The sequence below is a fragment of the Halocynthiibacter sp. genome, from assembly GCF_049608145.1.
Lineage (GTDB): Bacteria > Pseudomonadota > Alphaproteobacteria > Rhodobacterales > Rhodobacteraceae > Halocynthiibacter.
This window is the reverse complement of record NZ_JBMYXF010000002.1, coordinates 14,093-37,854: the sequence shown is the minus strand read 5'-3', so window position 1 is coordinate 37,854 and position 23,762 is coordinate 14,093. Positions and strand designations below refer to the sequence as shown.

Here is a 23,762-nt window from a genome sequence, read left to right as displayed (position 1 = left end):
TGTCATCCGCTTTCTTTAAGCCTGAAGCGTTGTATTTTTCCGGTTTCTGTTTTTGGCAAAGCTTTGGTGAAGACAACGGATCGTGGGTATTTAAACGGCGCGATGGTTGCTTTCACATGATCCTGCAATGCTTTGGTTAATGTTTCGCCCGGCACGGCTGCCGCGTTCAGAACCACATGGGCCTGCACGATGGAACCACGTGCGTCATCCTTGGCACCGATCACCGCGCATTCGGCCACATCCGGGTGGGCAAGAAGCGCAGCTTCGACCTCTGGTCCGGCGATGTTGTAACCGGACGAGATAATCATATCATCATTGCGGGCGGCAAAATGCAGATAGCCATCGGCATCTTTCATGAAACTGTCGCCGGTGACATTCCAGCCGTCCAGCACATAATCAGCCTGGCGGTCATCTGTCATGTAACGACACCCCGTGGGGCCCCGCACCGCAAGGCGTCCGATCTCGCCCGCAGGCAGTTCAGCGCCTGTGTCATCAATCACCTTCACTTCATAGCCCGTGACAGGTTTGCCGGTGCAAGCAGGGCGGTGATCGTCAAAACGGTTGGAGATAAAGATATGCAGCAGCTCGGTCGCACCGATACCATCCAGCATCGGTTTGCCTGTCTTGCGCATCCAGTCGTCATAGACGGGTTTGGGCAGGGTTTCACCGGCTGAAACAGCGGCGCGCAGACTGGACAGATCCGCGCCTTCTTCCATCGCGGCCAGCATGGCACGGTAAGCGGTGGGGGCGGTGAAACAGACGGTGGCTTTGTATTTCTCGATGATCTCAATCATATTCGGCGGGCTTGCGTTTTCCAGCAATGTCGCCGCTGCGCCAAAACGCAGGGGGAAGATCGCAAGGCCACCAAGGCCAAAGGTAAAGGCCAGCGGGGGCGAGCCAATGAACACATCTTCCGGCGTGACGCCCAGAACTTCTTTCGCGTAGCCATCTGCAATGATCAGCAGATCGCGGTGAAAATGCATGGTCGCCTTGGGTTCACCTGTGGTGCCAGAGGTGAACCCAAGCAAAGCCACATCATCGCGCGACGTGGGGCAGGGCGTGAATTGCACGGGCTTTTCCAAAGCCAGACGATCCAGTTCGGCATCATGGTTGGAGGTGCCGTCAAAACCGGTGACTGTTTTCAGAAATGCGCTGTCATTTGCACATGTCGTCATTTCATCCATCAACCGCGTGTCGCACAGCGCGTGGGTGATTTCGGCTTTATCAACGATCTTTGTCAGCTCTGCCGCGCGTAGCATGGGCATGGTGTTCACAACCACTGCCCCGGCCTTAGTTGCGGCCAGCCAGCAGGCGACCATGGCCGGGTTGTTGGCGGAACGGATCAGCACGCGATTGCCGGGCTTTATCCCCAGATCATCGACGAGTGCATGGGCCAGGCGATTGGTCCAGTCAGCCAATTCCTTATATGTCCGCCGCCGTCCATTGCCGATCAGGGCAGTGTGATCGCCAAAACCGCGATCCACCATGGCATCGCACAGCTCATGCCCGGCGTTCAGCCGTTCCGGATAGTCAAACCCGTCTAGCAGAAAATCCGGCCATTGATCCTGTGGCGGCAGGTTGTTGCGTGTGAACGTGTCCACATGCGCGCTTTCGCCCAATTTATTCATCTCGCTTCCTCCCCTTGGCCCGCCTCCCAACAGGCCAGATGTTCAGTCTTTCAACGCCTCCCGGGCAATCACCACGCGCTGCACGTCACTTGCGCCCTCATAGATGCGCAAAGCTCTTATTTCGCGGTACAGTTTTTCAACCATCATGCCGGATCGCACGCCGTCACCGCCGAATAGCTGCACCGCGGTATCAATGACCTTCTGCGCTTCGTCCGTTGAAAACAGTTTTGCCATGGCGGCTTCGCGCGTGACTCGCGGCGCGCCCATGTCTTTCGTCCAGGCCGCCCTGTAGACCAGCAAGGCTGCGGCATCGATCTTCAGCGCCATATCTGCGATATGCCCCTGTACCATCTGCAGTTCTGCCAGCGGGGCACCTTGTACATGGCGTGTTTTAACACGTGTGATCGCCTCATCTAGGGCCCGTCGAGCAAAGCCCAAGGCAGCGGCGGCCACGGTGGAACGGAAGACATCGAGCACCGACATGGCGATCTTAAACCCCTGGCCTGGTTCACCAATCATGGCGCTTGCAGGAATGCGACAGTCGGTGAAACGCAGGGTCGCAAGCGGGTGCGGTGCGATGGTTTGTTGACGTTCAGCTATCTCAAATCCCGGCAGGCCAGCAGGCAGAATAAAGACCGACAGCCCACGTGCGCTCGGTGCTTCCCCGGTGCGGGCGAACAGCGTATAAATATCGGCGATCCCGCCATTGGAAATCCAGGTTTTCTCGCCGTTCAGAACGTATTCATCGCCGTCGCGCTGGGCGGTCATGGTGGAATTGGCAACGTCAGACCCGGATTGCGGTTCTGTCAGGGCAAAGGCGGAAATCGCCGTGCCACTGCGGGTTTTTGGCAGGTATTCAGCCTTTTGCGCATCCGTTCCAAACAGTGAAATCGCACCGGTGCCGAGCCCCTGCATCGCGAAGGAAAAATCCGCCAGCCCGTCATGATAAGCCAGCGTTTCGCGGATCAGGCAGAGGGTGCGGACGTCGAGCTTTGCCCCCGCGTCCGCAGGATCCACCCCGGAATGCGCGGCCCAGCCATCCCGACCGAGGCGTGTGACTAAATTCTGGCACAGGACGTCTGTGTCGGAATGGTCTAGATCAGAGAGTTCCCGTGCGGCCCAGCCTTGCAGGTCTTCGGCGAGCGCCCGGTGGTGTTCGTCAAAAAATGGCCAGGAAAGGTATGATTTATCGACCATGAACTTGCCCCTTCACCTTTCCGAAAATACTCCCGCCGGAGGCGTCGAACATTGGCCCGCAGGGCAACGTCAGAAAATTCATCTCTTAGTCCCCCTCAAATACCGGTTTTTCTTTGGCGACAAACGCATTGTATGCGCGTTTGAAATCTTCCGTCTGCATGCAAATCGCTTGGGCCTGGGCCTCGGCTTCAATCGCCTGATCAATCGACATAGACCATTCTTGGTTCAACATGGTTTTGGTCATCATATGGGCGAAATTGGGTCCGGATTTGATGCGATCCGCCATTCCCTGCGCTTCTGTTTCTAAAGCGTCAGTTGAAACCAGACGGGAATAAAATCCCCATGCCTCACCTTCCTGAGCAGACATGGAACGCCCTGTATAGAGCAATTCTGCCGCGCGGGATTGCCCAATGATCCGGGGTAAAATTGCGCAAGCGCCCATGTCACAACCAGCAAGCCCGACACGGGTGAACAGAAAGGCTGTCTTTGTCTCGGGCGTTGCAATACGCATGTCGGACGCCATGGCGATGATTGCGCCCGCCCCGACACAGATGCCATCGACCGCGGCAATCACAGGCTTGCCGCAATTCATAATTGCCTTGACCAGGTCGCCGGTCATCCGGGTGAAACGCATGAGATCTTTCATGTTCATCCGCGTCAACGGCCCAATGATGTCATGCACATCACCCCCGGATGAAAAGTTTCCACCGTTTGAGGCAAAGACCACCACATCCACATCATCGACGTAATGTAGGTCACGGAACCAGTCACGCAGCTCTGCGTAACTTTCAAAGGTCAGGGGGTTCTTGCGGTCTGGTCGATTCAGCCGCACGGTCGCCACGCGATCGGTGATCGACAGTTTAAAATGCTGAACTTCAGTGCATGCATTAGTCATGTGTCTGATCCTCCACCGTCTGCAATTGCGCGGACAGGTAATCTGCATCTTCCGGCGCAAAGGCGCCCAGCAATTCGTCAATCCAGGCTTCATGCGCCTCGGCGAGTTTTTCGAAGTGAATTTTACCCCCACGGGTCAGCCGCACTTTGGTCGCGCGCCGGTCGCCCTTTACCGCCACCCGTTCCACCATGTCATCTTCCACCAAGCGTTCAATAATGCCGGTGACATTGCCATTGGATACTTTCAGACCACCGGCCAGCTCGCTCATCCGCAGTCCGTCTTCATGGCGCATCAGCGCAGCCATGACGTCAAAACGCGGCAGGGTGGAGTTAAATTCCACGCGCAGGCGTTCGCGCAATGTTGTCTCAATCCCCCGGCTGGTCTTCAGTAGGCGCAGCCAGAGCCGCAGGCGGGATTTTGAATCGGGTTCCGGGTTTAGCATGTCTTCACCTTCATATTTCACCGCCTGAGATCGGCAGGGCCGCACCATTCACGCCGCGCGCGCTGTCTGAACAGAGCCAGAGTACCATATCCGCGACCTCCTGCGGGGTGACGAAACGGTCTTGCGGGTTGGGGGCACGCAGGGCACGTTCGGCCTTTGTGCGCGCCATCCCGGTTTTTTCCATGATGATTGTGATGGACCGCTCCAGCATCGGGGTGTCGATAAAGCCTGGGCAGATCGCGTTCACGGTCACACCGGTTTGCGCAAGTTCCAGGGCCAGCGCGCGGGTCAGGCCGACAACCCCGTGTTTCGCCGCCACATAGCCCGCGACATAGGGATAGCCTTTCAGTCCGGCGGTAGAGGCAATGGAAATCATGCGCCCTTCGCCGGCCAGCTCCATATCGGGCAAAGCGGCCTGGAAGCAGTTGAACACGCCTGTCAGGTTCACATCCAGCATGGTCTGAAATTCGTCGGCAGAGGTTTTCGCGAAAGGCTTGCTTTCGGCCGCACCCGCATTGGCGATGATCATATCGATGGCACCATTCACGCCGCGTGCCTCGCGAAATGCGGATTTTACGGCATCGGTATCTGTCACATCACAGCAGGTGTAGCCAATCGCTTTATGCTGTTTTGCCACTTGTTTCAGAGGGGCTTCCGTGCGGCCCATCACCGTCACCCGTGCGCCTGCATGGGCCAGTGTTTCAGCGATTGCTGCGCCGACACCCGTGCCGCCGCCTGTTACCACTGCGTGTTTACCTGTTAGGTCGCTCATCACACTTTCCCCAGCATTTCAGCATTGCGATCCGCCAGACGCCAGGCCTGTTCGCGGCCCGCGTCATAGGGCAGGGGCCACGTCGCAGAACGATCCCCGATTGCCGCGCCATTATGCAGGGTCCAGTATGGATCAGCCAGATGCGGGCGGCCAACGGCGACCAGATCGGCACGCCCGGCCATCAGGATGGAATTGGCGTGATCGGGTTCAAAGATATTGCCCACCGCCATGGTCGCGATGCCCGTGTCATTGCGGATGCGATCCGAGAAAGGCGTCTGGAACATACGGCCATAGATGGGTTTGGCGTCGGTTGTCGTCTGACCTGCAGATACGTCGATGATGTCGGCCCCCGCCGCATGGAACATATCTGCGATGTCGACGGCATCGATCGGGGTGACACCGGCCTCTCCCACCCAGTCATTTGCAGAAATCCGCACGGACATGGGTTTGCCTTCCGGCCAGACTGCACGCATGGCCTTGAAGACTTCCAGCGGGTAACGCATGCGGTTTTCCAGACTGCCGCCGTAACCATCGGTGCGCTGGTTGCTGACAGGGGAAATGAAGGAGCTGATCAGATAGCCATGGGCGGCGTGCAATTCGACCATGTCAAAACCTGCACGATCCGCCATTTCAGTTGCAGCCACAAACTGATCCCGCACCTCATCCATCTCAGCGCGGGTGATTTCGCGCGGAGTGGCGTTGTTGTCCGACCAAGCAATAGGCGAGGCTGATATCAGATCCCAATTGCCACTTTCCAGCGGTTGATCCATGCCTTCCCAGCCAATGCGCGTAGACCCCTTGCGCCCGGCATGACCGATCTGGCAGCAGATCTTTGCGTCGGTTTCGGCGTGTACGAAATCCGTTAGGCGTTTCCAGCCCGCTTCATGTTCCGGTGCATATAGACCTGGGCAACCTGGCGTGATTCTGCCCGTGTTAGACACACATGTCATCTCTGTATAGATCAGCGCGGCCCCGCCTTTTGCGCGTTCCCCATAATGGATCAAATGCCAATCCGTAGGTGTGCCATCCACGGCCTTATATTGTGCCATGGGGGACACCACGATGCGGTTTTTCAGGCCCATGTCGCGCAGTTTATAAGGTGCAAACATCGGCGCACGCACCGGCGTTTCTGCGCCGCCTGCTTGGGTCTGGAACCATTTTTCGGCACTCTCCAGCCAATCTGCGTCGCGTTCACGCAGGTTTTCGTGGCTGATGCGCTGGGACCGGGTCAGCAGGGAATAGTTGAACTGCACCGGGTCCAGATCCAGGTAACGTTCCACCTGTTCAAACCATTCCAGCGAATTGCGCGCCGCGGATTGCAGGCGCAGCACATCCAGGCGGCGTTCCTCTTGGTAACGTGTAAATGCGCCTTCCAGCGTGTCTTCGGTGTGAATGAACTCCGCCAAGGCAATCGCACTGTCAAAAGCCAGACGTGACCCTGACCCGATCGAAAAATGCGCGGTGGCAGACGCATCGCCCAGCAGCACCACATTCTCATGATGCCATTTCTCACACAGCACCCGGGGGAAGTTCATCCAGACGGCGGATCCACGCAGGTGATCGGCGTTGGACATCAGCTTATGCCCGCCCAGATGATCCGCAAAGATTTCTTCACATTTCGCGATGATCTGGTCCTTGCTCATCGCTTCAAAGCCAAATTTATCCCAGGTCTCTTGCTGGCATTCGACAATCACCGTGGCAGTGTCATCATCAAACTGGTAAGCATGGGCCCAAACCCAACCATGTTCGGTTTTCTCAAAGATAAAGGTGAAAGCGTCGTCGAATTTCTGCTGGGTGCCGAGCCAGATGAATTTGCATTCACGTACATCAATTTCGGGTTTGAAATGCTCGGAATGGGCGTCACGGACTTTGGAGCCCAAACCATCACAACCAACTACCACGTCATATTCGGCCTGGTAGTCTTGCACAGGTTTCGCTTCGGTCTCAAACACAAGGTTCACGCCCAGCTCTCGCGCGCGTTCTTGCAGGATCAATAACATCCGCATCCGGCCAATGCCGGCAAAGCCATGGCCGCCGGACACGGTGCGCACCCCGTCATGCACCACGGCAATGTCATCCCACCAGGAAAAGCTGTCACGGATCATTTGCGCTGAAACAGGGTCGTTTTCCGAAAGGTTGCCCATCGCATCATCGGACAGAACAACCCCCCAACCAAATGTGTCATCGGCTTTGTTGCGCTCAATCACGGTGACCTGTGCCTCGGGTTGGCGCAGTTTCATTGAGATAGCAAAGTAAAGCCCGGCAGGGCCGCCGCCCAGACATGCGATTTTCATGTTTTCCTCCTTGTCGGGGCCTGTGTCCTGACACCTGTCCCTTGCTGAACTGTGCCACAGGTGGAATTTATTTCAAGTATAAAATATTTAAGGTGCGAGTATTCGTGTTATCTATCGGTGCAATCGCTGTAAAACAGGGTGGAAATCCCGTTGACAGCTGATGGTCCTGCCCCTAAAAGCCCTCTGTTCCCGGGCAGAATCTGTTCTGGGGATTCTTTGGTGTTGGTGGCCCTCGCAAGAGGATGCCTGTCACCCGGGTTTCCGGGAGAAGGACAACGCCCTTCAATAAACCGCAGCGCGGACGCCTAAATAGGCTGACAAGCGGGCACAGAAGGAGAACAGCAATGACTAAACGTACTGCTGCCAAATACAAAATTGACCGCCGCATGGGCGAAAACATCTGGGGCCGTCCTAAGTCTCCAGTAAACCGTCGTGAATATGGCCCAGGCCAGCACGGTCAGCGCCGTAAAGGCAAACTGTCTGACTTCGGTATCCAGCTGCGCGCCAAGCAAAAGCTGAAAGGCTACTATGGCGACCTGACCGAGAAGCAGTTCCGTCGCATCTATGGCGAAGCTGAGCGTGTTAAAGGCGATACAGGTGAAAACCTCATTGGTCTGCTTGAGCGTCGTCTTGACGCTGTTGTGTACCGCGCGAAATTCGTTGCAACTGTTTTTGCAGCACGTCAGTTCGTAAACCACGGCCACGTGACTGTGAACGGCAAGAAAGTGAACATTCCTTCTTACCGTGTTAAAGAAGGCGACGTGATCGAAGTTCGTGAAAAGTCCCGCCAGCTGGCTGTTCTGATCGAAGCAACACAACTGGCAGAACGTGATGTTCCTGACTATGTTGAAGCGGATCACTCCAAAATGAAGGCGACTTTCATTCGCACTCCGGGTCTTGGCGATGTGCCATACCCAGTGATGATGGAACCAAACCTCGTCGTGGAATTCTACGCGAAAAACTAATTTTCGCCGAACCACTGAGAATTTTAAAGGTCGCCTTGGGGCGGCCTTTTTTATTTGCCTGCGGCCCCGGGCCTGTGCCACCCTGTCTGTACATCGGGGAGGATGTCATGAAGAAATCTTTAATAAGTGCGGGAGTTATCAGTATGGTTATCGGGGCGGCCCAGGCGGAAACAGTGGAAATTAATGGCAGCACCCTGTCCTACACTGTCGTGGGGGATGGCCCTGCGGTTATGGTGATGCACGGCGGGCTGGGTCTTGATCACACCTATCTGCGGCCTTATTTCGATCAGCTTTCTGATGGGCATTCGGTGATTTACTATGATCACCATGGGAACGGTCAATCAGATCATCCCGCAGATTTTTCTGACCTGACAATGGATCGTCTTGTGTCTGATGCCGATGGGTTGCGTGCACATCTGGGACACGATGACATGATCTTGATAGGGCATTCCTACGGAGGATTCATTGCCCAAGCTTATGCTGCGGCCCATCAAGATAAGTTGACAGGTCTTGCGCTGATCGACACGGCGCCAGCGCTGGACTATGAACCTGCGCTTGCCGGGAATGATGCGCAAATGGGGGCGTTGGGTGCATTGTTTGCAGGCCCGATGCCGGATGATGAGACTTTCCGCGCGACCTGGAATCTTGTCATACAGATGTATTTCAAAGATTATGACCCGGCACTGGGCGCAAAGCTGGATGAAGCAACAACATATTCTTACCAGGCTTGGAATGCGGCGGCGGGGCTGTTGGGGTCGTTCAATATGGTGGAAGAGCTTCCGAAAATTAGTGTGCCAGTCTATGCCGTTGCAGGGCGTGTGGATGGTATCACTCCGCCAGAGCAAGGGGCCGGCAGAATTGCAGATCTTGCACCGAATGCGCAACTGACGATTTTTGAGAATTCCGGTCATTACCCGTTCATTGAGGAAGAAAACGCGTTCTTTGATGACTTGCGCAGTTGGATGTCTGGCCTCTGACTTTGATCTGAATAGCCTGCCATTGGGGGCGGAAAGTTAGCTTTTGTCGGAGAAGCCGTGCATTTCGAAAAGGGGCATTTTGGTGCCCCTTTTTTTATATCTGCGGGATGAGGTGTTTTCCCCATGGTCTTGCGCGGATGCTGAGGTTAAAACGGCCCGTGAATGTGTAAGCAAGGATGGGTTTCCCCAATGACAAGCATCCGGCCAAAAAGCAGTGTGAAGAATATCGCGCCCTACAAAGGTGGCGAAGCAAAAGTCGCTGGTGTACGCGACGTGATCAAACTGTCATCCAACGAAAACCCAGCTGGTCCATCTGAAAAGGCGACCGAAGCGTGGCGCAAGTCGGGCCATGAACTGCATCGCTATCCGCCCTCTGATCATAAAACACTGATCCGTGCTCTCGCGGCGCAGTTTGATCTGGAAGAGGAAGGGATCATTTGCGGGAATGGTTCTGACGAAGTAATTTCACTTCTGTGTCAGGCTTATGTTGGCGAAGGTGATGAGGTCATTCATACGGAACACGGCTTTGCCATGTATCGCATTTCTACGCTTGCGGCGGGTGGTACACCTGTTGAGGTGAAAGAACGTGGTCGTCTGACCGATGTGGATGCAATCCTAGAGGCCTGCACAGAACGCACAAAGCTTGTCTTTATTGCGAACCCCAACAACCCCACTGGCACCATGATTGGTGGCAATGAAGTTGGCCGTCTGGCCGCTGGCCTGCCGGAGCAATGCCTGCTGGTTCTGGATGGCGCGTATGCGGATTATATCGAAAACTTTGATGGCGGTGCCGGGTTGGTCGAAAGCCGTGACAATGTTGTCATGACACGTACCTTTTCCAAGCTGTATGGTCTCGGTGGATTACGGGTCGGCTGGGGGTATGGTCCGAAGAACGTGATCGAAACTTTATTGAAGATCCGTCCACCCTTTAATCTGTCCCGTCCGCAACTGGACACAGCCGAAGCCGCCTTGAAAGATCAGGACTATGTCACGAAATGTCGCAATGAAAATGCGCGTTTGCGGGCGTGGTTGGCCGAAGCTTTGGCCGAACATGGCGTAATGTCTGATACGTCTTGCGCAAACTTTATTCTTGCACGCTTTGCATCTGAAGAAGAAGCAAATGCCTGTGATGCAGAACTGCGCAAAGAAGGCCTGATTGTGCGTAAAGTTGGGGGATATAACCTTCCCAACTGTTTGCGGATCACAATTGGTGATGAACCATCCTGCCGTCGTGTGGCCCATGTGATCGGGCGATTTAAAGAAGGCGATGCGTCTGATCCCACGGTTAAAGCGGATGTATCTGAATGACGCAGATTTATGATCGGGTAGCACTTATTGGCCTGGGGCTGATCGCGTCTTCAATGTTCTGGGGCATGAAACGCGCGGGCCTTGCCGGCGAAGTGACGGGTTTTGCGCGTTCAGAAAAAACGCGCGCCCGCGCCAGAGAAATCGGTCTGTGTGATATGATCTGTGACAGCGCGACGGATGCTGTGAAGGATGCGGATCTGGTCGTGCTTTGTGTGCCTGTTGGCGCGATGGGAACGGTTGCCGCTGAAATTGCACCACATCTGAAACAGGGGGCTGTGATCACCGATGTTGGCTCCGTGAAAGCCGCCGTTATCAGAGATGTCTCACCTCATTTACCTGATCATGCCTGTTTTATCCCGGGCCACCCTCTGGCGGGTACGGAACATTCTGGTCCAGACGCCGGTTTTGCGGAGCTGTATGACAATCGCTGGTGTTTGCTCATTTCCGATTGCTGTGAAAATCCGGAAGAAATCGATCGCCTGACAAAGTTCTGGGAAGGGCTTGGCGCGAATGTTGAACAGATGGATGCGGAACATCATGATCTTGTGCTGGGCGTGACCAGCCATGCGCCGCACCTGATTGCATATACAATGGTGGGTGTCGCTGATGATCTGCGCCGTGTGACCGACAGCGAAGTGATCAAATATTCCGCTGCTGGTTTTCGGGATTTCACCCGTATCGCTGCGTCTGATCCGACCATGTGGCGCGATGTGTTTCTGAATAACAAAGAAGCCACATTGGAAATTCTGGGTCGTTTCACCGAGGAGCTTTTTGCTCTGCAACGCGCGATACGCACGGGCGATGGTGAGCTGCTGCACGATTATTTTACCCGCACCCGCACCATTCGTCGCGGCATTATCGAGGCAGGTCAGGACACAGACGCGCCAGACTTTGGCCGGGGGGCGAAACCCGCCGCACCAGAATGACCAAGCGCGGTTTCACATATGCGCTGATGACCGCATTGATCTTGGGTCAGCCCGCGCTGGCCAATGCGCCATCCCGTTCGCTGATCCCGCAACTGCGTCCGGGAACGGTTGTTCAAAGCACCGTGCGTCAGACGACTGTGCCTGTCTTTTATAATCCATCAATCCGGCCACAATTGCGCCCGGGCACGCGCAGCGTGGCGCGCACTGTTGTATCGGCACCCGCCGCGACAGTTGGCTTTATCGCGGCTTCGGTGCCTGGTGTTAGCCGATCCCTGATCCCACAGCTGCGCCCTGCAGGACTTGCACAGCGACGGGTCGCACAGGCGGCCGCAACCACTGCTGCACCTGCGGGGGAAAGCAATGCAGAACGGCGTCGCCGTGAACGGGATGAACGACGTGCAGCACGTCAGCGCGGCAATCAACCTCGTCGGGGATCTGTCTGTGGAGATCGCACAATTCGCGGAGAACAAGTGGCTTCTATTGCGGGCACGATGCGTGGGTGTGGTGTGTCTAACCCTGTGCGGATTACTGAAATTGATGGCGTGACATTGACCAGTCCTGCGACAATTAACTGCGATACAGCGCAGGCGTTAAAGACTTGGATCAATGAAGGCGTGCGTCCTGCTGTGGGGCGTCTTGGCGGAGGTGTCGAAAGCATTCGCGTGATTGCCAGCTATTCCTGTCGCACACGTAATAACCGGGCCGGTGCGCGTGTCAGTGAACATGGTAAGGGCAACGCGGTTGATATTGCCGGGATCAATCTAAAAAACGGCGCAGATATTACGGTTCTGTCCGGTTGGCGTAGCAATCCGCAACGTGAACTTTTGCGGCGTATGCATCGATCAGCCTGCGGGCCTTTTGGCACGGTTCTGGGACCCGATGCAGACCGATACCATCAGGATCATTTCCATTTCGACGTCGCCAACCACGGCAGTGGGCCTTATTGCCGTTAACCCGCGAACAGAACAGGCGCCTGAGCTAGTGGGAACGGCCCCAACCAGATCTGCCCATCGCGAAAGAGCAACGGGGCGTTGAGGGTTGTGGGATCACCATCTGATAACGTGAGTGCACTTAACGCGCCTTCCCAGCCAGGCTGTGCAAGGCCAGTACTGACCAAAACCTGAAAGATATCGCGCCAGTTCTGGATTTTCAGCGCCATCTGGCCATCTGGTCGACCAGATGCATCCGGCGTCAGCCGCCCGCCGATTGTGACAATCGCATTGCCCCAGATCAGTTTGGCCTCTCGCAGATCAAGAGCCTTTAACACCGGTGGGGCAATCCGATTAACTGGGCCAGCGAATTCCAAGGATGTATCGCTGCGAAATTCGGACAGATGCAAGGGCAGTTTTTGTTCTGGGTCAATAGCTGCCATCAGGTCTGCAGGGGGTAAGATTTGTTTGAGACTGATGAGGAGGTCATGCGTTTCAGATGTGTTCGGGTTTTGGCGGGTGGCGATGAACAGTTCAGAAATGGAAAGGGTTTGTTGTGTCGCTACAGGTTTGATCTGCAGATCTCGCGCCACCATTTGGCTGCGTTCAAGGGGCAGGCTGACATCCGGTTCAAACACCACACTTGCCTGCATTTCGCTGGACAGAATATCGGTTGTGAAATCACCAACTGTCAGGGTCTGGGTTTCAGGCCATGATGCAATCAGATGCCAAGGCTTATAGCTGAGCGCTGCTGTCGTGAACCAGGGTGCCTGCCATGCAATACCTTCTGCGGGGATCTTTAGGTCAACATCGTGCATCACCGTGTCAAAACGGTTGGGAAACCCCTGTACGCCAAATTCGGAATATTGCAGATTAATACCTTGATTGGCAGCTTCATCAAAGGCCGTGTTCAGACGGCTTTCCAACGTGGTTGAGCCAACAACCCAATATCCACCCCAGCCAATGAAGCCACATAGTATAAAGATAATCAGCCCGCGCATGGTTGCTCTTCCCCTTTTGCGTTTCCTGGTGTTTACAGGGGCGCAGGAAAAAGGGCTAGCATTGTCTTTGCGGGCTGGAATGGAATGAGCGTGAAATGGTAGATATTGATATTTCTGGCGGGTTTTGGGTGTTTGGCTATGGCTCGCTTTTGTGGAACCCGGGGTTCCCGGTGGCGCAGCAGAAACAGGCGCGGCTGAATGGCTGGCATCGGTCGTTTTGCATGCGCTCTATTCACCATCGCGGGACAGAAGCGCATCCGGGTCTGGTGCTGGCGCTGGATCGCCAAGGGGATGCGTATTGTGACGGCGTTGCATTTTTTGTTGCCCCCGAACATGCAGAGAAAACCCTGGCTGAACTGCGGGAACGGGAACTGGTTTCATCGGCCTATCTGGAAACGATCCAGATGCTTGAAACCGATGAAGGCCCGCTGGAAGCAGTGACCTATGTAATCGATGTCATTCATGAACAATATTGTGGTGGCCTTGCGCTTGAGGAACAGGCGCAGATTATGTCGACCGCAGTTGGTGGACGTGGGCCGAACACGGAATATCTCTGGAATACGGCAGCACATCTGGAAGAAACAGGCCTGCAAGATGCGGATTTGTCCTGGCTTGCAAAACGTGTGAAGGTGCTTGTATCGGATCAGTCATGATCTTGTGACACATAATGATTTCCAGGCCCCCGAAATTTTACTGGCCAAAGGGGCCTGATCGCTTATCCTGTGGTCAAAGAACAACAAAGTCAGGATGAGGCCGCAATGGCGCAAGCACAGCAGTACCAGGCGAATCCAAGTTTTTCACATCCGGTAAGTCAGATCCTGACGATGCTGGCCGTTATCGGGCTTGTAGGATTTGGCCTATATGTGGCCTTGCCTAGGATCGGTCCCGTTTTCCTTGCCAACCCTTGGCTGAACGGGTTTATCGTTTTTGTCTTTGTTATCGGGGTTCTCGCCTGTTTCTGGCAGGTCATTCAGTTGTTTTACGCCGTACGCTGGATCGAAGGTTTTGCCGCGGATCCTGATGGCAATAACACAGCTGCGCCTAAGCTTTTGGTGCCGTTGGCCACACTTTTGCGGGGCCGTGCCGGGCAGGGCGTGACGATGCAGATCAGTTCTGCGTCGGCGACATCTATTCAGGATTCGGTTGCAACGCGTATTGATGAGGCCCGCGATATTACGCGCTATATCGTGAACCTGCTGATCTTTCTTGGGTTGCTGGGCACGTTCTACGGTCTTGCAACAACCATCCCGGCGCTTGTGGATACGATCAGTTCTCTTGCGCCTGCGGAGGGCGAAGAAGCACTGGGTGTCGATGTTTTCACCCGCCTGATGAGTGGCCTTGAAGAACAATTGGGCGGCATGGGCACGGCTTTTGCATCCTCTCTTTTGGGGCTTGCCGGGTCACTTGTTGTCGGGCTTCTAGAACTTTTCGCAGGTCACGGGCAGAACCGTTTTTATGGCAACCTGGAAGAATGGCTGTCTACAATAACCCGTCTGGGCTTTGCGTCTGGTGATAGCGAGAATAGTTCGGATGGTGGACAACTGGCCTATGCGCTGGAACGGCTGACATTGCAGCTGGAACGTTCTCATGAAGCCCATAGCAAAGCAGAAGCCACCCGATTGGCTTTGGAAGATAAGCTGGCGCAAATGGTTGAGCGTGGCACACCGGATGACGGACAGACGCGGGATGCCTTGTTGATGCGTATCTCAGAAGGGCTTGAACGCCTTCTGCATCAGATGAATGAAAATGCAGAAGGAACGGGTGCCCATACAGATGCGGAAAGCCGGATGCGCCTGCGATCTATCGATGTTCAATTATTACGCATTCTCGAAGAAATGTCAGCTGGCCGGCAGGAAAGCATTGCGGATCTGAAAGCAGAGCTGGCGCAGGTTGCAGAAGGATTACAGGCCCTTGCAGCACCTATGTCGCGGACATCATCTAACCGCAGAACGGATAGCTGAAGATGGCTCTGTCGCGACGCACCGGGCAAAAATTCCAGGCTTCCATCTGGCCGGGTTTTGTTGACGCAATGACCGCACTTTTGCTGGTTTTGATGTTTGTGCTGACGATCTTTATGATTGTGCAATTCGTGTTGCGCGAAACGATTACCGGGCAGGACAAGGAATTGGATCAGCTAACAAGCCAGGTGATGGATCTTGCGGATGCCTTGGGTCTTGAAGAAAACCGTACGCGGACGTTGTCGGAAAACCTGACCCAGGCAGAAACCGAAGCACGACAGCAACAGGCGCTGATTGCCAGCCTGCGTGGGCAGAATGCCAGCCAGGAAGCAGCCTTGAGCGCCGCAAGCAATCGGATTACCGGGTTCGAAGCTCAGGTGGCCGGGTTGTTGGCTGAACGGAATGACGCGCTTGCAACAAGTGATGCGTTGTCATCTCGGATTGATGAACTGGAAGCGTCTCAGACCCGGTTGATTTCAGATGCCGAAGCCGCGCAGCTGGCTCTGTCTCAGGCGCGGGATGAAACGGATGCAGCGGAAGAAGCCGCGCGTTTGGCTGCCGCGCAGCGAGAGGCGCTGGAAGCTCTGACCGCCGACTTGCAGACTCGGGCAGATGTGGCGGTAGCCGAACTGGGCGACGCAGAGGCCGCGCGCTTGGCGGAAAGCCTTGCTGCAGAGGCCTTGCGCGAACGTTTACAGAATGCGGATACTGAATTGACGGCCATGACGCTGGCCCTTGAGGAAAAACGACGTGAAGCCGAAGAAACACTGACGCTGTTGGCCGCGGCACGGCTGGCGCAGGCAGAGGCTGAAGGTGTTGTATCTGACGCGGAACGTGACGCGATCCTTTTGGCCGCAGCACAGGAAAAGTTGCAGGTGGCTGAGGCGGCTTCTGCAGAAAGTCAGAGAGAGTTTGAGCTTCTTAATCAGCAGGTTGCGCAGTTGCGTGGGCAACTGGGCGCGTTGCAAAATTTGCTGGACGAAGCCGCAGAGCGTGACAGCGCAAACAATGTTCAGCTGGAAGCCTTGGGGTCACAATTGAACAGCGCACTTGCGCAGGTTGCTGCTGAAGAACGGCGACGTCGCACCCTTGAGGAAGCAGAACGTCGTCGCCTTGAAAGCGAAAACGAAGATCTAGCGCAATATCGGTCGGAGTTTTTCGGCAAACTGCGAGATGTCCTTGGAAGTCAGGATGGTGTGCGCATTGTGGGCGACAGATTTGTCTTCAGTTCCGAGGTTCTATTTCCCAGCGGGTCGGTCGACCTCCTGGCGCAGGGCCGTGGGGAGGTTGCAAAAATTGCGGCGATACTGCGTGAAGTGGTGGATGACATTCCGCCCGATATCGATTGGGTAATCCGGGTTGACGGACATACCGACAATATTCCGCAATCCAGTGCAGGCCGTTATCGCGATAACTGGGAGCTGTCCCAGGGGCGGGCCTTGTCGGTGGTGCGTTACATGATCGAAGACCTGGGAATTCCAGCAGAACGGCTGATTGCGGCAGGTTTTGGTGAACATCACCCGATCAATCCTGAAAATACATCTGAGGCCCGCGCCCAGAACCGGCGGATTGAGCTGAAATTTACGGAAAAATAAGAGCGAAGGACACCTGATGTCATATAGTTTCGACTGGGTTGACGCATTCACCAACCGGGCTTTTTCTGGAAACGGATGTGTCGTTGTCCACGATGCGAAAGATTTGCCAGTGGCTGACCGTCTGTCGCTGGTACGTGAAACCTCGTTGTCTGAGTGTGCGTTTATGGTGCCGTCTAAAGTCGCAGATTTCGGGGCGCGCTATTATCTGGCAGACAAGGAAATTCTGATGGCGGGGCACCCGACGATCGCTACGGTGGCGTCGTTGGTTGCTCGGGGGCATGTTGATCTTTCAGAGGGGTGTGCAACGCTTTCTTTGGAAGTTGGGGTAGGTGTTCTGCCGATTGAAGTGACGGTTGAGAACGATCAGGTTTTGATTACGATGACGCAGCCAGCGCCTGTGTTTGGCCGTGAAATGGACGTAGAACTTATCGCGGATATGTATGGGTTAACGTCAGGTGATTTTCTGGGAACACCACAGATTGTATCTACCGGGACGCCATTTTGTGTGGCGGTTCTACGGGATCAGGATGCTTTACGGCGTGCGGCACTGAAACCGGAAGCTTGGCACACGATCAATCCAGAGGGCACCGCCCGGGCAGATCTAGTGGAACCTTTTCTTGTGACGCTGAACGAAAAATCCGGTGTATCTAGAACTTTTTCGCGTCTGTTGTTGCCTGCACCTATGCCTCCGGAGGATCCGTTTACTGGCTCGGCGACGGGATGTATGGCGGCCTATCTTTGGCATCACAATCTTATTGAAAGACCCGCATTTCTGGCTGAGCAAGGGCATTGGATGGGCCGCCCTGGAACGGCACGTGTAGAAGTGGTGGGTCCACGTGCCGCGCCCACTTCCGTGCGTGTTGGCGGGCAGGGTAAGGTTGTGATGCGGGGGATCCTGGAGCTTTGACAATCGAACTGAGAAATGTAACGTCTCTCTAAGTTTTGTGTGCGTTGGCAAAGGGTGATTATGGTCGATAAGCGTAATAAACATGCCATGATTGTTGGGAGCGCGCCATGTTCCGCACAGCTGGTAGATGCCAATTTGGAAGGCTTTGAGAAAATTGCATTGCATAAGGCGTGGCAGCTCAGGGATGACTTCGACTATCAGATTGCGCTGAGAGATCATACTGATGGTGCCCAAGTGCCGGAAACTTATCCCGCACGGCGCATTCGCAAAAGGCAATATAAGAACACCCTAGATCAGGTAGGTGGCCCAATAATGACATCTGCGTCCATTTCAATCTTTGCAGGCTTCTGGGCGGTGAACGAGGCGAGATATAAAACAATCAGTTATTTTGGCTGTGATCTTGTCTATCAGCCATCTGTAACTGAAGGTAGAACTCATTTCTATGGTGTGAGTGATCTGGGTCCGGCGGCGAGCGATCACACGGCCCAGATATTTCCACATTTGCGGTTTGCACGATTGTTTGGCTGGGGGCTTTTGCATCGGGTTGTTTTGCTGAATGCATCTGCTTTGGAAGGCACAAAGATGTGCTTCCCCGAAATTCCGTATGAAGAAGATCGTGAGATTGCCTTTACGCGAGTCATGCGTTCGCCCCTTGCAGCAGAGATAATCCGGCATTCCGGTGCGGCGCTGGCGGAAGAGCAGATTTTATACAATGAACGCTTTGAGTACCGTTGGCCGAAGCAACGCCACGACCCAGAATTCCGTGAGGACATGGAGGCTTGCATGAAAGCCTGGGAGCCGGTGTATGAGACAGCGCTGGAATTGGGCGAGGTTTTGAACAGCCAGTAGTAAAATCTGGCAATAAAAAAGCGCCCCAAAAATTGGGGCGCTTTTCGTGTTGGCTTGATCCGATTAGATCAGGCCCATGCTTTCCAGTTTCAGCAGAACCTGGTGGGCGCAATTGTCCACATCCACATTTTCTGTTTCGACGGCCAGTTCCGGGTCAACCGGCACATCATACGGGTCAGAAATCCCTGTGAACTCTTTAATCTTGCCTTCACGCGCCAGCTTATAAAGACCCTTGCGATCACGGCGTTCACATTCTTCAATGCTGGTTGCCACGTGAACCTCAACAAAGGCGCCAAAGCCCTCGATGTCTTCACGCACGGCGCGACGTGTTGTTGCGTAAGGCGCGATAGGCGCACAGATCGCGATGCCGCCGTTCTTTGTGATCTCAGAGGCCACATAGCCAATACGGCGGATGTTCAGATCACGGTGCTCTTTAGAGAAACCGAGTTCGGAAGACAGATTTTTCCGCACGATATCACCATCTAGCAGGGTCACGGGACGGCCACCCATTTCCATCAGCTTGACCATCAGGGCGTTCGCAATGGTGGATTTGCCGGAGCCAGAGAAGCCGGTGAAGAAAACGGTGAAGCCTTGCTGGGAACGCGGTGGTTTGGTGCGGCGCAGTTCTGTCACAACTTCCGGGAATGAGAACCATTCAGGGATCTCAAGGCCTTCTGCCAGACGGCGACGCAGCTCTGTGCCAGAGATGTTCAGGATGGTCACGTCATCCGCATCTTTGATTTCATCCGCTGGTTCGTATTGGGCGCGCTCCTGCACATAAACCATGTGTTTGAAATCGACCATTTCGATGCCCATTTCTTCCTGATGTTCCCGGAACAGGTCCTGTGCATCATATGGGCCATAGAAATCATCCCCGGCGGAGTTCTTGCCAGGGCCTGCGTGGTCGCGGCCAACGATGAAATGGGTGCAGCCGTGGTTTTTGCGGATCAGGCCGTGCCAGACAGCTTCACGAGGGCCAGCCATACGCATCGCCAGGTTCAACAAGGACATGGATGTGGTTGCTGCAGGGTATTTATCCAGTACAGCTTCGTAGCAGCGAACGCGGGTGAAGTGATCAACATCACCAGGCTTGGTCATGCCAACAACCGGGTGGATCAGCAGGTTGGCCTGGGCTTCGCGCGCGGCGCGGAAGGTCAATTCCTGGTGGGCACGGTGCAGTGGGTTGCGGGTTTGAAACGCAACAACTTTACGCCAGCCCAGCTTACGGAAGTATGCGCGCAGCTCGTTCGGGGTGTCGCGGCGGGCGCGGAAATCGTAATGCACCGGCTGCTGAATACCAACAATAGGGCCGCCCAGATAGATCTTGCCAGCTTGGTTGTGTAGGTAGTTTACAGCAGGATGTGCATCATCATCGGCACCGAAAACTTTTTCGGCCTCGCGCGCTTTGTTTGGCTCCCACTTGTCGGTCACGGTCATGGTCGCAAGGATGACGCCTTCCTGGTCGCGCAGGGCGATGTCTTGTCCAACTTCGACGGTTGCCGCGAAATCCTCAGAAACATCAAGGTTCACAGGCATTGGCCAGAGGGAACCATCGGCCAAGCGCATGTTTTCAACAACACCGTTGTAATCTTCCTCAGACAGGAAGCCTTTCAGCGGGTTAAAGCCGCCGTTCATCAAGAGTTCCAGGTCGCAGATCTGACGTGGTGTTAGGTCGTGACTGGTCAGATCGCCAGCTTCCACTTTCAGTTTCTGTGCACTTTCGTACGAAACGTAGAGTTCCGGGATCGGGGCAAGGTTGTTTTCCATAATACTGTTCCTGTTTTTAAACGGTACAAGCCCGCTGGTGGTACCGGTCAGCTCTGCATGCAGGGCCTCAAATTCGGCCAGCTTGCGGGCAAGAAAGCTGTCCGTGAGATGCCGCATCTCTGCGCCACCCCGGGATGTTAAAGTATAAGCGAAACGCTGGCGTTTATCGGGGCCAGTGCGTTCAGTGATGGTGATCAGACCCGTATTGACCACTTCGCGTAGAAGGGCGTTCAGGCGACCCAGAGAAATACCAATCGCAGCGGCGGTTGCGCGCTGAGACGCCCCTGGCGCAGTGTCCAGCTGGCGCAGAAGCAGGAAGATCTGGTCTTCCTCTGTCAGATTGGATTTTGTCACAGGGGGGGCCATAACATACGACTCAATAAGTGTTCATGCGTGAACACATAGGGCGGAGCGGCTGTCATGCAAAGGGTTTTAATGTCGGGATGGTAAATTTTGTGTTCTTTTTGGCACAACTCGGGGTGGTGATCGAAAGAACAAAAAAGGGCGGACACAAGCCCACCCTTTAAGAAAATTCTATTTCAGAATGTGAAAGGGGTTATCCTTCCGCATCATCCTGTTCTGCCAGAAAACGTTCTGCTTCCAGTGCCGCCATACAACCCATGCCGGCAGATGTTACAGCCTGGCGATATTTGTGGTCTGTTAGGTCGCCTGCGGCAAATACACCGGGGATAGAGGTGGCTGTGCTGTCTGGTGCAGTCTTAACATAGCCGCCCATATGGGTTTCCAATGTGTCTTTTACCAGTTCATTTGCAGGCGCATGCCCGATTGCCACAAATACACCTTTACATGGGATCTCGGTAATCTCGCCGGTCTTGACGTGTTTTGCGCGTACAGCCGTCACGCCCAGTGGGTTCTCGTCGCCGACAACTTCCACCAATTCGTGGAACCACAGTGGTTCGATCTTCTCGTTCTTCATCAGGCGATCTTCAAGGATCTTCTCTGATCGCAATTCATCACGACGGTGGATCAGGGTAACTTTGGAGGCAAAGTTCGTCAGGAACAGGGCTTCTTCCACGGCTGTGTTGCCGCCGCCGATGACCACAATTTCCTGACCGCGATAGAAGAACCCATCACAGGTTGCGCAGGCGGAAACGCCAAAGCCCTTGAATTTCTCTTCAGATTCCAGACCTAGCCATTTCGCGCGTGCACCAGTCGCCAAAATAACCGCATCTGCCGTGTAAACTGTGCCGCTGTCGCTTTGGGCTGTGAAGGGGCGCTTGGACATATCAAGGCTGGTGATCAGATCTGAAATGATCTCGGTGCCCATGGCGCGTGCGTGTGCTTCCATGTTGACCATCAGGTCTGGGCCCTGAATTTCGCTATGGCCTGGCCAGTTTTCAACATCGGTGGTTGTGGTCAGCTGACCGCCGGGTTCCATGCCTTGAACAAGAATGGGTTCCAGCATGGCGCGGCTGGCATAAACGCCTGCAGTATAGCCCGCAGGGCCGGAACCAATGATAAGAACTTTAGTGTGCCGCGTTTCCGCCATGGGGATCTCCGTTAAATCAGTGTTTAAACGGATATAAGCGCAGTGCGCCCAACTGGGAAGGCCAGGCAGTGGTCTGTCACGAAAAAACTATCAAAGCGGGATTTTTGACTGGCTGGTGAAAAGTTTTCAGATAATCGTTGAAATATTATTGCGTGCATCAGCGGCCTCGCGTACGATCCGCGAAAATTACCAGGATATCTATCTGGTAAGATCCCCCGTGCATCGGGCTTTGAAAACAACCAAAAACGCAGGCGGACCGGATGGCTGGCTCTAAACTTGACGAAATCGACCGTAAGATTCTGGCGGAACTGCAGGCTGATGGCCGTATGACCAACGTGGAACTGGCCAAACGGGTGGGCATTTCAGCCCCGCCTTGTCTGCGCCGTGTGCGGACCCTTGAAGATGCTGGATACATTCGGGGGTATCATGCGGATGTTAACTCTCGCGATCTTGGCTTTGAGGTGCAAGTTTTCGCCATGGTTGGGCTTGTCAGCCAAGCGGAAGCGGATCTGAGCGTGTTTGAAGGAAAATGCCGGGACTGGCCGCTTGTGCGTGAATGTCACATGTTGAACGGGGAAGTGGATTTTCTGTTGAAATGTGTGGCGCCGGATCTTTCTACCTTCCAAAGCTTTCTGACGGAACAGCTGACGTCTGCGGAAAACGTTGCAAGTGTGAAGACTTCACTTGTAATCCGCTGTGCGAAAGATGTGCCGGGTGTGCCGTTTGAGGTGCTTGAAGAACGCGTGCGCCAGTTGGAAAGCGGCCTGTAACGCTCACGCCCGTTTCCGAAACTTCTGAATTTGCTTTTCAGGCGTCGTTTTCACGGCGTTTGATCATTTCCTGACGGCGTGCACCCCGTGCCCAAGGCATTTGGACGGTCGTTTTTTCGGCGTGTTGGATAAGCTTTTTGAGGTTCTGATCAGAACGCGTGTCGGATTTTCTAGTGTTCTGGTCCATAACATGCCCCGCTACCTGCCCGGAAAATCCGGATTATTCTGGCTGTATTGTCAGCCAAAAGGGGCGGGGATGAGACGCTGCCTGGAAATTTTCAGACGCATTGCCACAGTTGTGACACGGTTCAGATTCGTATGCTGGCAATCAGACGGCCATAATCGCGTTCATTGTTATGACAGGCACGGCGCCAAGAATAGAATCTGCTGGGATCACTATAGGTGCATTCTCCGACCCAGCGGGCAGTTCCAATACCCGCTTTGCGCAAGCGATGTAAACCGTATCCCGGTAAGTCAAACTGCAGCCGGTCACCTTGGCCGTTTTTGAAAAATTGTTGGTTTTCTGGATCCTGATCTAGGAACTCTTCCTGGAAATCAGGCCCGACTTCATATGCGGGCTGACTGATGGAAGGGCCAATGACGGCCGCGATATTTTCACGCCCTGCGCCAATATTTTCCATCGCATCGATGGTTGCTTCAAGCACGCCGGTCAAAGCGCCTCTGGAGCCTGCATGTGCCGCGCCAATAACGCCCGCCTTTGTGTCCGCAAATAACACAGGCTGGCAATCCGCAGACAATGCCCCGATGGCAAGCCCAGGGGTGGCGGTGACCAGAGCATCCGCTTTGGGAAGAGGCTGGGAAAGTGGTCCTGTCACGTGGATAACATCTGGGGAATGCACCTGGTGCGCGGTCAGAAGATGTGTCTTCTCTACCCCCAAGGCCTCTGCCACGCGGGCGCGGTTGAGATCAACACAGGCTGTCTGATCGGAAGAACCATGGCCGCAATTCAGTCCCTGATATATCCCTGAAGATGCCCCGCCCTTGCGGGCGAAGAAACCATGCCGGAAGGGGGAAAGGCTGTCGTCTGTCAGGATGTCGAGGCCCATGATAT

At 54.8% G+C, this 23,762-nt stretch carries 22 protein-coding genes; 11 read left to right on the top strand and 11 right to left on the bottom strand.

The annotated features are described in order from the left end of the window. Positions 1-2 precede the first annotated feature (2 nt). The 6 genes from ACPGUT_RS01250 to ACPGUT_RS01225 all read right to left on the bottom strand — a co-directional run bounded on the left by ACPGUT_RS01250 (position 3) and on the right by ACPGUT_RS01225 (position 7,228). Positions 3-1,628: an AMP-binding protein gene (locus tag ACPGUT_RS01250; RefSeq protein ID WP_423988423.1), complete on the bottom strand. Its 1,626-nt coding sequence runs from the start codon at positions 1,626-1,628 to the stop codon at positions 3-5. Between the two features lie 42 nt (positions 1,629-1,670). Further along, entirely contained in the window at positions 1,671-2,825 is a 1,155-nt protein-coding gene (locus tag ACPGUT_RS01245) for an acyl-CoA dehydrogenase family protein (RefSeq protein WP_423988422.1), read from the bottom strand. An 85-nt stretch (positions 2,826-2,910) separates the two neighbouring features. Then, entirely contained in the window at positions 2,911-3,720 is an 810-nt protein-coding gene (locus ACPGUT_RS01240) for an enoyl-CoA hydratase family protein (protein ID WP_423988421.1), read from the bottom strand. After that, positions 3,713-4,162 carry a MarR family winged helix-turn-helix transcriptional regulator gene (locus ACPGUT_RS01235; protein ID WP_423988420.1) on the bottom strand — a complete coding sequence of 150 codons (450 nt, stop codon included), beginning with the start codon at positions 4,160-4,162 and terminating at the stop codon, positions 3,713-3,715. The genes ACPGUT_RS01240 and ACPGUT_RS01235 overlap by 8 nt, the downstream gene beginning before the upstream one ends. Positions 4,163-4,172: 10 nt before the next feature. Further along, positions 4,173-4,934: an SDR family NAD(P)-dependent oxidoreductase gene (locus tag ACPGUT_RS01230; RefSeq protein WP_423988419.1), complete on the bottom strand. Its 762-nt coding sequence runs from the start codon at positions 4,932-4,934 to the stop codon at positions 4,173-4,175. Beyond that, the gene (locus tag ACPGUT_RS01225; protein WP_423988418.1) at positions 4,934-7,228 is read right to left on the bottom strand and encodes a bifunctional salicylyl-CoA 5-hydroxylase/oxidoreductase; all 2,295 of its coding nucleotides are present in this window, start codon (positions 7,226-7,228) and stop codon (positions 4,934-4,936) included. Before ACPGUT_RS01225 ends, ACPGUT_RS01230 begins: the two co-directional genes overlap by 1 nt. A 344-nt stretch (positions 7,229-7,572) precedes the next feature. Here ACPGUT_RS01225 and rpsD point away from each other — a divergent pair, with 344 nt between their 5' ends. The 5 genes from rpsD to ACPGUT_RS01200 all read left to right on the top strand — a co-directional run bounded on the left by rpsD (position 7,573) and on the right by ACPGUT_RS01200 (position 12,357). Then, a complete protein-coding gene (rpsD, locus tag ACPGUT_RS01220) occupies positions 7,573-8,193 on the top strand; it encodes a 30S ribosomal protein S4 (RefSeq protein ID WP_423988417.1) in 621 nt (206 codons plus the stop codon). Positions 8,194-8,300: 107 nt separating this feature from the next. Beyond that, complete coding sequence (locus tag ACPGUT_RS01215; RefSeq protein ID WP_423988416.1) at positions 8,301-9,170, top strand: alpha/beta fold hydrolase; 870 nt, start codon at positions 8,301-8,303, stop codon at positions 9,168-9,170. 189 nt (positions 9,171-9,359) lie between these two features. Further along, positions 9,360-10,478, top strand: coding sequence for a histidinol-phosphate transaminase (hisC, locus tag ACPGUT_RS01210; protein ID WP_423988415.1), 1,119 nt, complete (start codon positions 9,360-9,362; stop codon positions 10,476-10,478). After that, positions 10,475-11,404 carry a prephenate/arogenate dehydrogenase family protein gene (locus ACPGUT_RS01205; RefSeq protein WP_423988414.1) on the top strand — a complete coding sequence of 310 codons (930 nt, stop codon included), beginning with the start codon at positions 10,475-10,477 and terminating at the stop codon, positions 11,402-11,404. Before hisC ends, ACPGUT_RS01205 begins: the two co-directional genes overlap by 4 nt. After that, a complete protein-coding gene (locus tag ACPGUT_RS01200; RefSeq protein WP_423988413.1) occupies positions 11,401-12,357 on the top strand; it encodes an extensin family protein in 957 nt (318 codons plus the stop codon). The genes ACPGUT_RS01205 and ACPGUT_RS01200 overlap by 4 nt, the downstream gene beginning before the upstream one ends. Here the strand turns inward: ACPGUT_RS01200 and ACPGUT_RS01195 are convergent. Then, positions 12,354-13,334, bottom strand: a complete 981-nt coding sequence (locus ACPGUT_RS01195; RefSeq protein WP_423988412.1) for a DUF2125 domain-containing protein — start codon at positions 13,332-13,334, stop codon at positions 12,354-12,356. The genes ACPGUT_RS01200 and ACPGUT_RS01195 overlap by 4 nt on opposite strands. A 95-nt stretch (positions 13,335-13,429) precedes the next feature. On the opposite strand from ACPGUT_RS01195, the gene ACPGUT_RS01190 reads away from it, so the two are divergent. From ACPGUT_RS01190 to ACPGUT_RS01170, 5 genes are all read left to right on the top strand, one after another. After that, on the top strand, positions 13,430-13,987 hold the full coding sequence (locus tag ACPGUT_RS01190) for a gamma-glutamylcyclotransferase (protein ID WP_423988411.1): 558 nt from the start codon (positions 13,430-13,432) through the stop codon (positions 13,985-13,987). Positions 13,988-14,092: 105 nt separating this feature from the next. Next, entirely contained in the window at positions 14,093-15,295 is a 1,203-nt protein-coding gene (locus ACPGUT_RS01185) for a biopolymer transporter ExbB (protein ID WP_423988410.1), read from the top strand. Between the two features lie 2 nt (positions 15,296-15,297). Next, positions 15,298-16,887: a peptidoglycan -binding protein gene (locus ACPGUT_RS01180; protein ID WP_423988409.1), complete on the top strand. Its 1,590-nt coding sequence runs from the start codon at positions 15,298-15,300 to the stop codon at positions 16,885-16,887. Positions 16,888-16,903: 16 nt separating this feature from the next. Further along, on the top strand, positions 16,904-17,794 hold the full coding sequence (locus ACPGUT_RS01175; protein ID WP_423988408.1) for a PhzF family phenazine biosynthesis protein: 891 nt from the start codon (positions 16,904-16,906) through the stop codon (positions 17,792-17,794). Positions 17,795-17,854: 60 nt separating this feature from the next. Further along, entirely contained in the window at positions 17,855-18,643 is a 789-nt protein-coding gene (locus ACPGUT_RS01170; protein WP_423988407.1) for a hypothetical protein, read from the top strand. Positions 18,644-18,706: 63 nt separating this feature from the next. Here ACPGUT_RS01170 and ACPGUT_RS01165 read toward each other — a convergent pair whose 3' ends face one another. Both ACPGUT_RS01165 and trxB read right to left on the bottom strand, forming a co-directional pair. Continuing rightward, entirely contained in the window at positions 18,707-20,776 is a 2,070-nt protein-coding gene (locus ACPGUT_RS01165) for a bifunctional sulfate adenylyltransferase/adenylylsulfate kinase (RefSeq protein ID WP_423988406.1), read from the bottom strand. A gap of 190 nt (positions 20,777-20,966) precedes the next feature. Continuing rightward, positions 20,967-21,920: a thioredoxin-disulfide reductase gene (gene trxB / locus ACPGUT_RS01160; protein WP_423988405.1), complete on the bottom strand. Its 954-nt coding sequence runs from the start codon at positions 21,918-21,920 to the stop codon at positions 20,967-20,969. Between the two features lie 260 nt (positions 21,921-22,180). Here trxB and ACPGUT_RS01155 point away from each other — a divergent pair, with 260 nt between their 5' ends. After that, positions 22,181-22,690: an Lrp/AsnC family transcriptional regulator gene (locus ACPGUT_RS01155; protein ID WP_423988404.1), complete on the top strand. Its 510-nt coding sequence runs from the start codon at positions 22,181-22,183 to the stop codon at positions 22,688-22,690. Positions 22,691-22,727: 37 nt separating this feature from the next. Here the strand turns inward: ACPGUT_RS01155 and ACPGUT_RS01150 are convergent, their stop codons facing one another. Both ACPGUT_RS01150 and pgeF read right to left on the bottom strand, forming a co-directional pair. Beyond that, a complete protein-coding gene (locus tag ACPGUT_RS01150; protein ID WP_423988403.1) occupies positions 22,728-22,877 on the bottom strand; it encodes a hypothetical protein in 150 nt (49 codons plus the stop codon). A gap of 121 nt (positions 22,878-22,998) precedes the next feature. Then, positions 22,999-23,757, bottom strand: coding sequence for a peptidoglycan editing factor PgeF (pgeF, locus tag ACPGUT_RS01145; RefSeq protein ID WP_423988402.1), 759 nt, complete (start codon positions 23,755-23,757; stop codon positions 22,999-23,001). Positions 23,758-23,762 lie beyond the last annotated feature (5 nt).

Bases quoted from the DNA above. Each gene is read 5' to 3' on its own strand.
- ACPGUT_RS01180 (WP_423988409.1), top strand. From the start codon at position 15,298: ATGGCTCTGTCGCGACGCACCGGGCAAAAATTCCAGGCTTCCATCTGG.
- ACPGUT_RS01155 (WP_423988404.1), top strand. From the start codon at position 22,181: ATGGCTGGCTCTAAACTTGACGAAATCGACCGTAAGATTCTGGCGGAA.
- ACPGUT_RS01235 (WP_423988420.1), bottom strand. From the start codon at position 4,162: ATGCTAAACCCGGAACCCGATTCAAAATCCCGCCTGCGGCTCTGGCTG.
- ACPGUT_RS01250 (WP_423988423.1), bottom strand. From the start codon at position 1,628: ATGAATAAATTGGGCGAAAGCGCGCATGTGGACACGTTCACACGCAAC.
- trxB (WP_423988405.1), bottom strand. From the start codon at position 21,920: ATGGCGGAAACGCGGCACACTAAAGTTCTTATCATTGGTTCCGGCCCT.
- ACPGUT_RS01240 (WP_423988421.1), bottom strand. From the start codon at position 3,720: ATGACTAATGCATGCACTGAAGTTCAGCATTTTAAACTGTCGATCACC.
- ACPGUT_RS01245 (WP_423988422.1), bottom strand. From the start codon at position 2,825: ATGGTCGATAAATCATACCTTTCCTGGCCATTTTTTGACGAACACCAC.
- ACPGUT_RS01150 (WP_423988403.1), bottom strand. From the start codon at position 22,877: ATGGACCAGAACACTAGAAAATCCGACACGCGTTCTGATCAGAACCTC.
- pgeF (WP_423988402.1), bottom strand. From the start codon at position 23,757: ATGGGCCTCGACATCCTGACAGACGACAGCCTTTCCCCCTTCCGGCAT.
- ACPGUT_RS01185 (WP_423988410.1), top strand. From the start codon at position 14,093: ATGGCGCAAGCACAGCAGTACCAGGCGAATCCAAGTTTTTCACATCCG.
- ACPGUT_RS01170 (WP_423988407.1), top strand. From the start codon at position 17,855: ATGGTCGATAAGCGTAATAAACATGCCATGATTGTTGGGAGCGCGCCA.
- ACPGUT_RS01175 (WP_423988408.1), top strand. From the start codon at position 16,904: ATGTCATATAGTTTCGACTGGGTTGACGCATTCACCAACCGGGCTTTT.
- ACPGUT_RS01200 (WP_423988413.1), top strand. From the start codon at position 11,401: ATGACCAAGCGCGGTTTCACATATGCGCTGATGACCGCATTGATCTTG.
- ACPGUT_RS01190 (WP_423988411.1), top strand. From the start codon at position 13,430: ATGGTAGATATTGATATTTCTGGCGGGTTTTGGGTGTTTGGCTATGGC.
- ACPGUT_RS01230 (WP_423988419.1), bottom strand. From the start codon at position 4,934: ATGAGCGACCTAACAGGTAAACACGCAGTGGTAACAGGCGGCGGCACG.
- rpsD (WP_423988417.1), top strand. From the start codon at position 7,573: ATGACTAAACGTACTGCTGCCAAATACAAAATTGACCGCCGCATGGGC.
- ACPGUT_RS01225 (WP_423988418.1), bottom strand. From the start codon at position 7,228: ATGAAAATCGCATGTCTGGGCGGCGGCCCTGCCGGGCTTTACTTTGCT.
- ACPGUT_RS01195 (WP_423988412.1), bottom strand. From the start codon at position 13,334: ATGCGCGGGCTGATTATCTTTATACTATGTGGCTTCATTGGCTGGGGT.
- ACPGUT_RS01165 (WP_423988406.1), bottom strand. From the start codon at position 20,776: ATGGCCCCCCCTGTGACAAAATCCAATCTGACAGAGGAAGACCAGATC.
- ACPGUT_RS01205 (WP_423988414.1), top strand. From the start codon at position 10,475: ATGACGCAGATTTATGATCGGGTAGCACTTATTGGCCTGGGGCTGATC.
- hisC (WP_423988415.1), top strand. From the start codon at position 9,360: ATGACAAGCATCCGGCCAAAAAGCAGTGTGAAGAATATCGCGCCCTAC.
- ACPGUT_RS01215 (WP_423988416.1), top strand. From the start codon at position 8,301: ATGAAGAAATCTTTAATAAGTGCGGGAGTTATCAGTATGGTTATCGGG.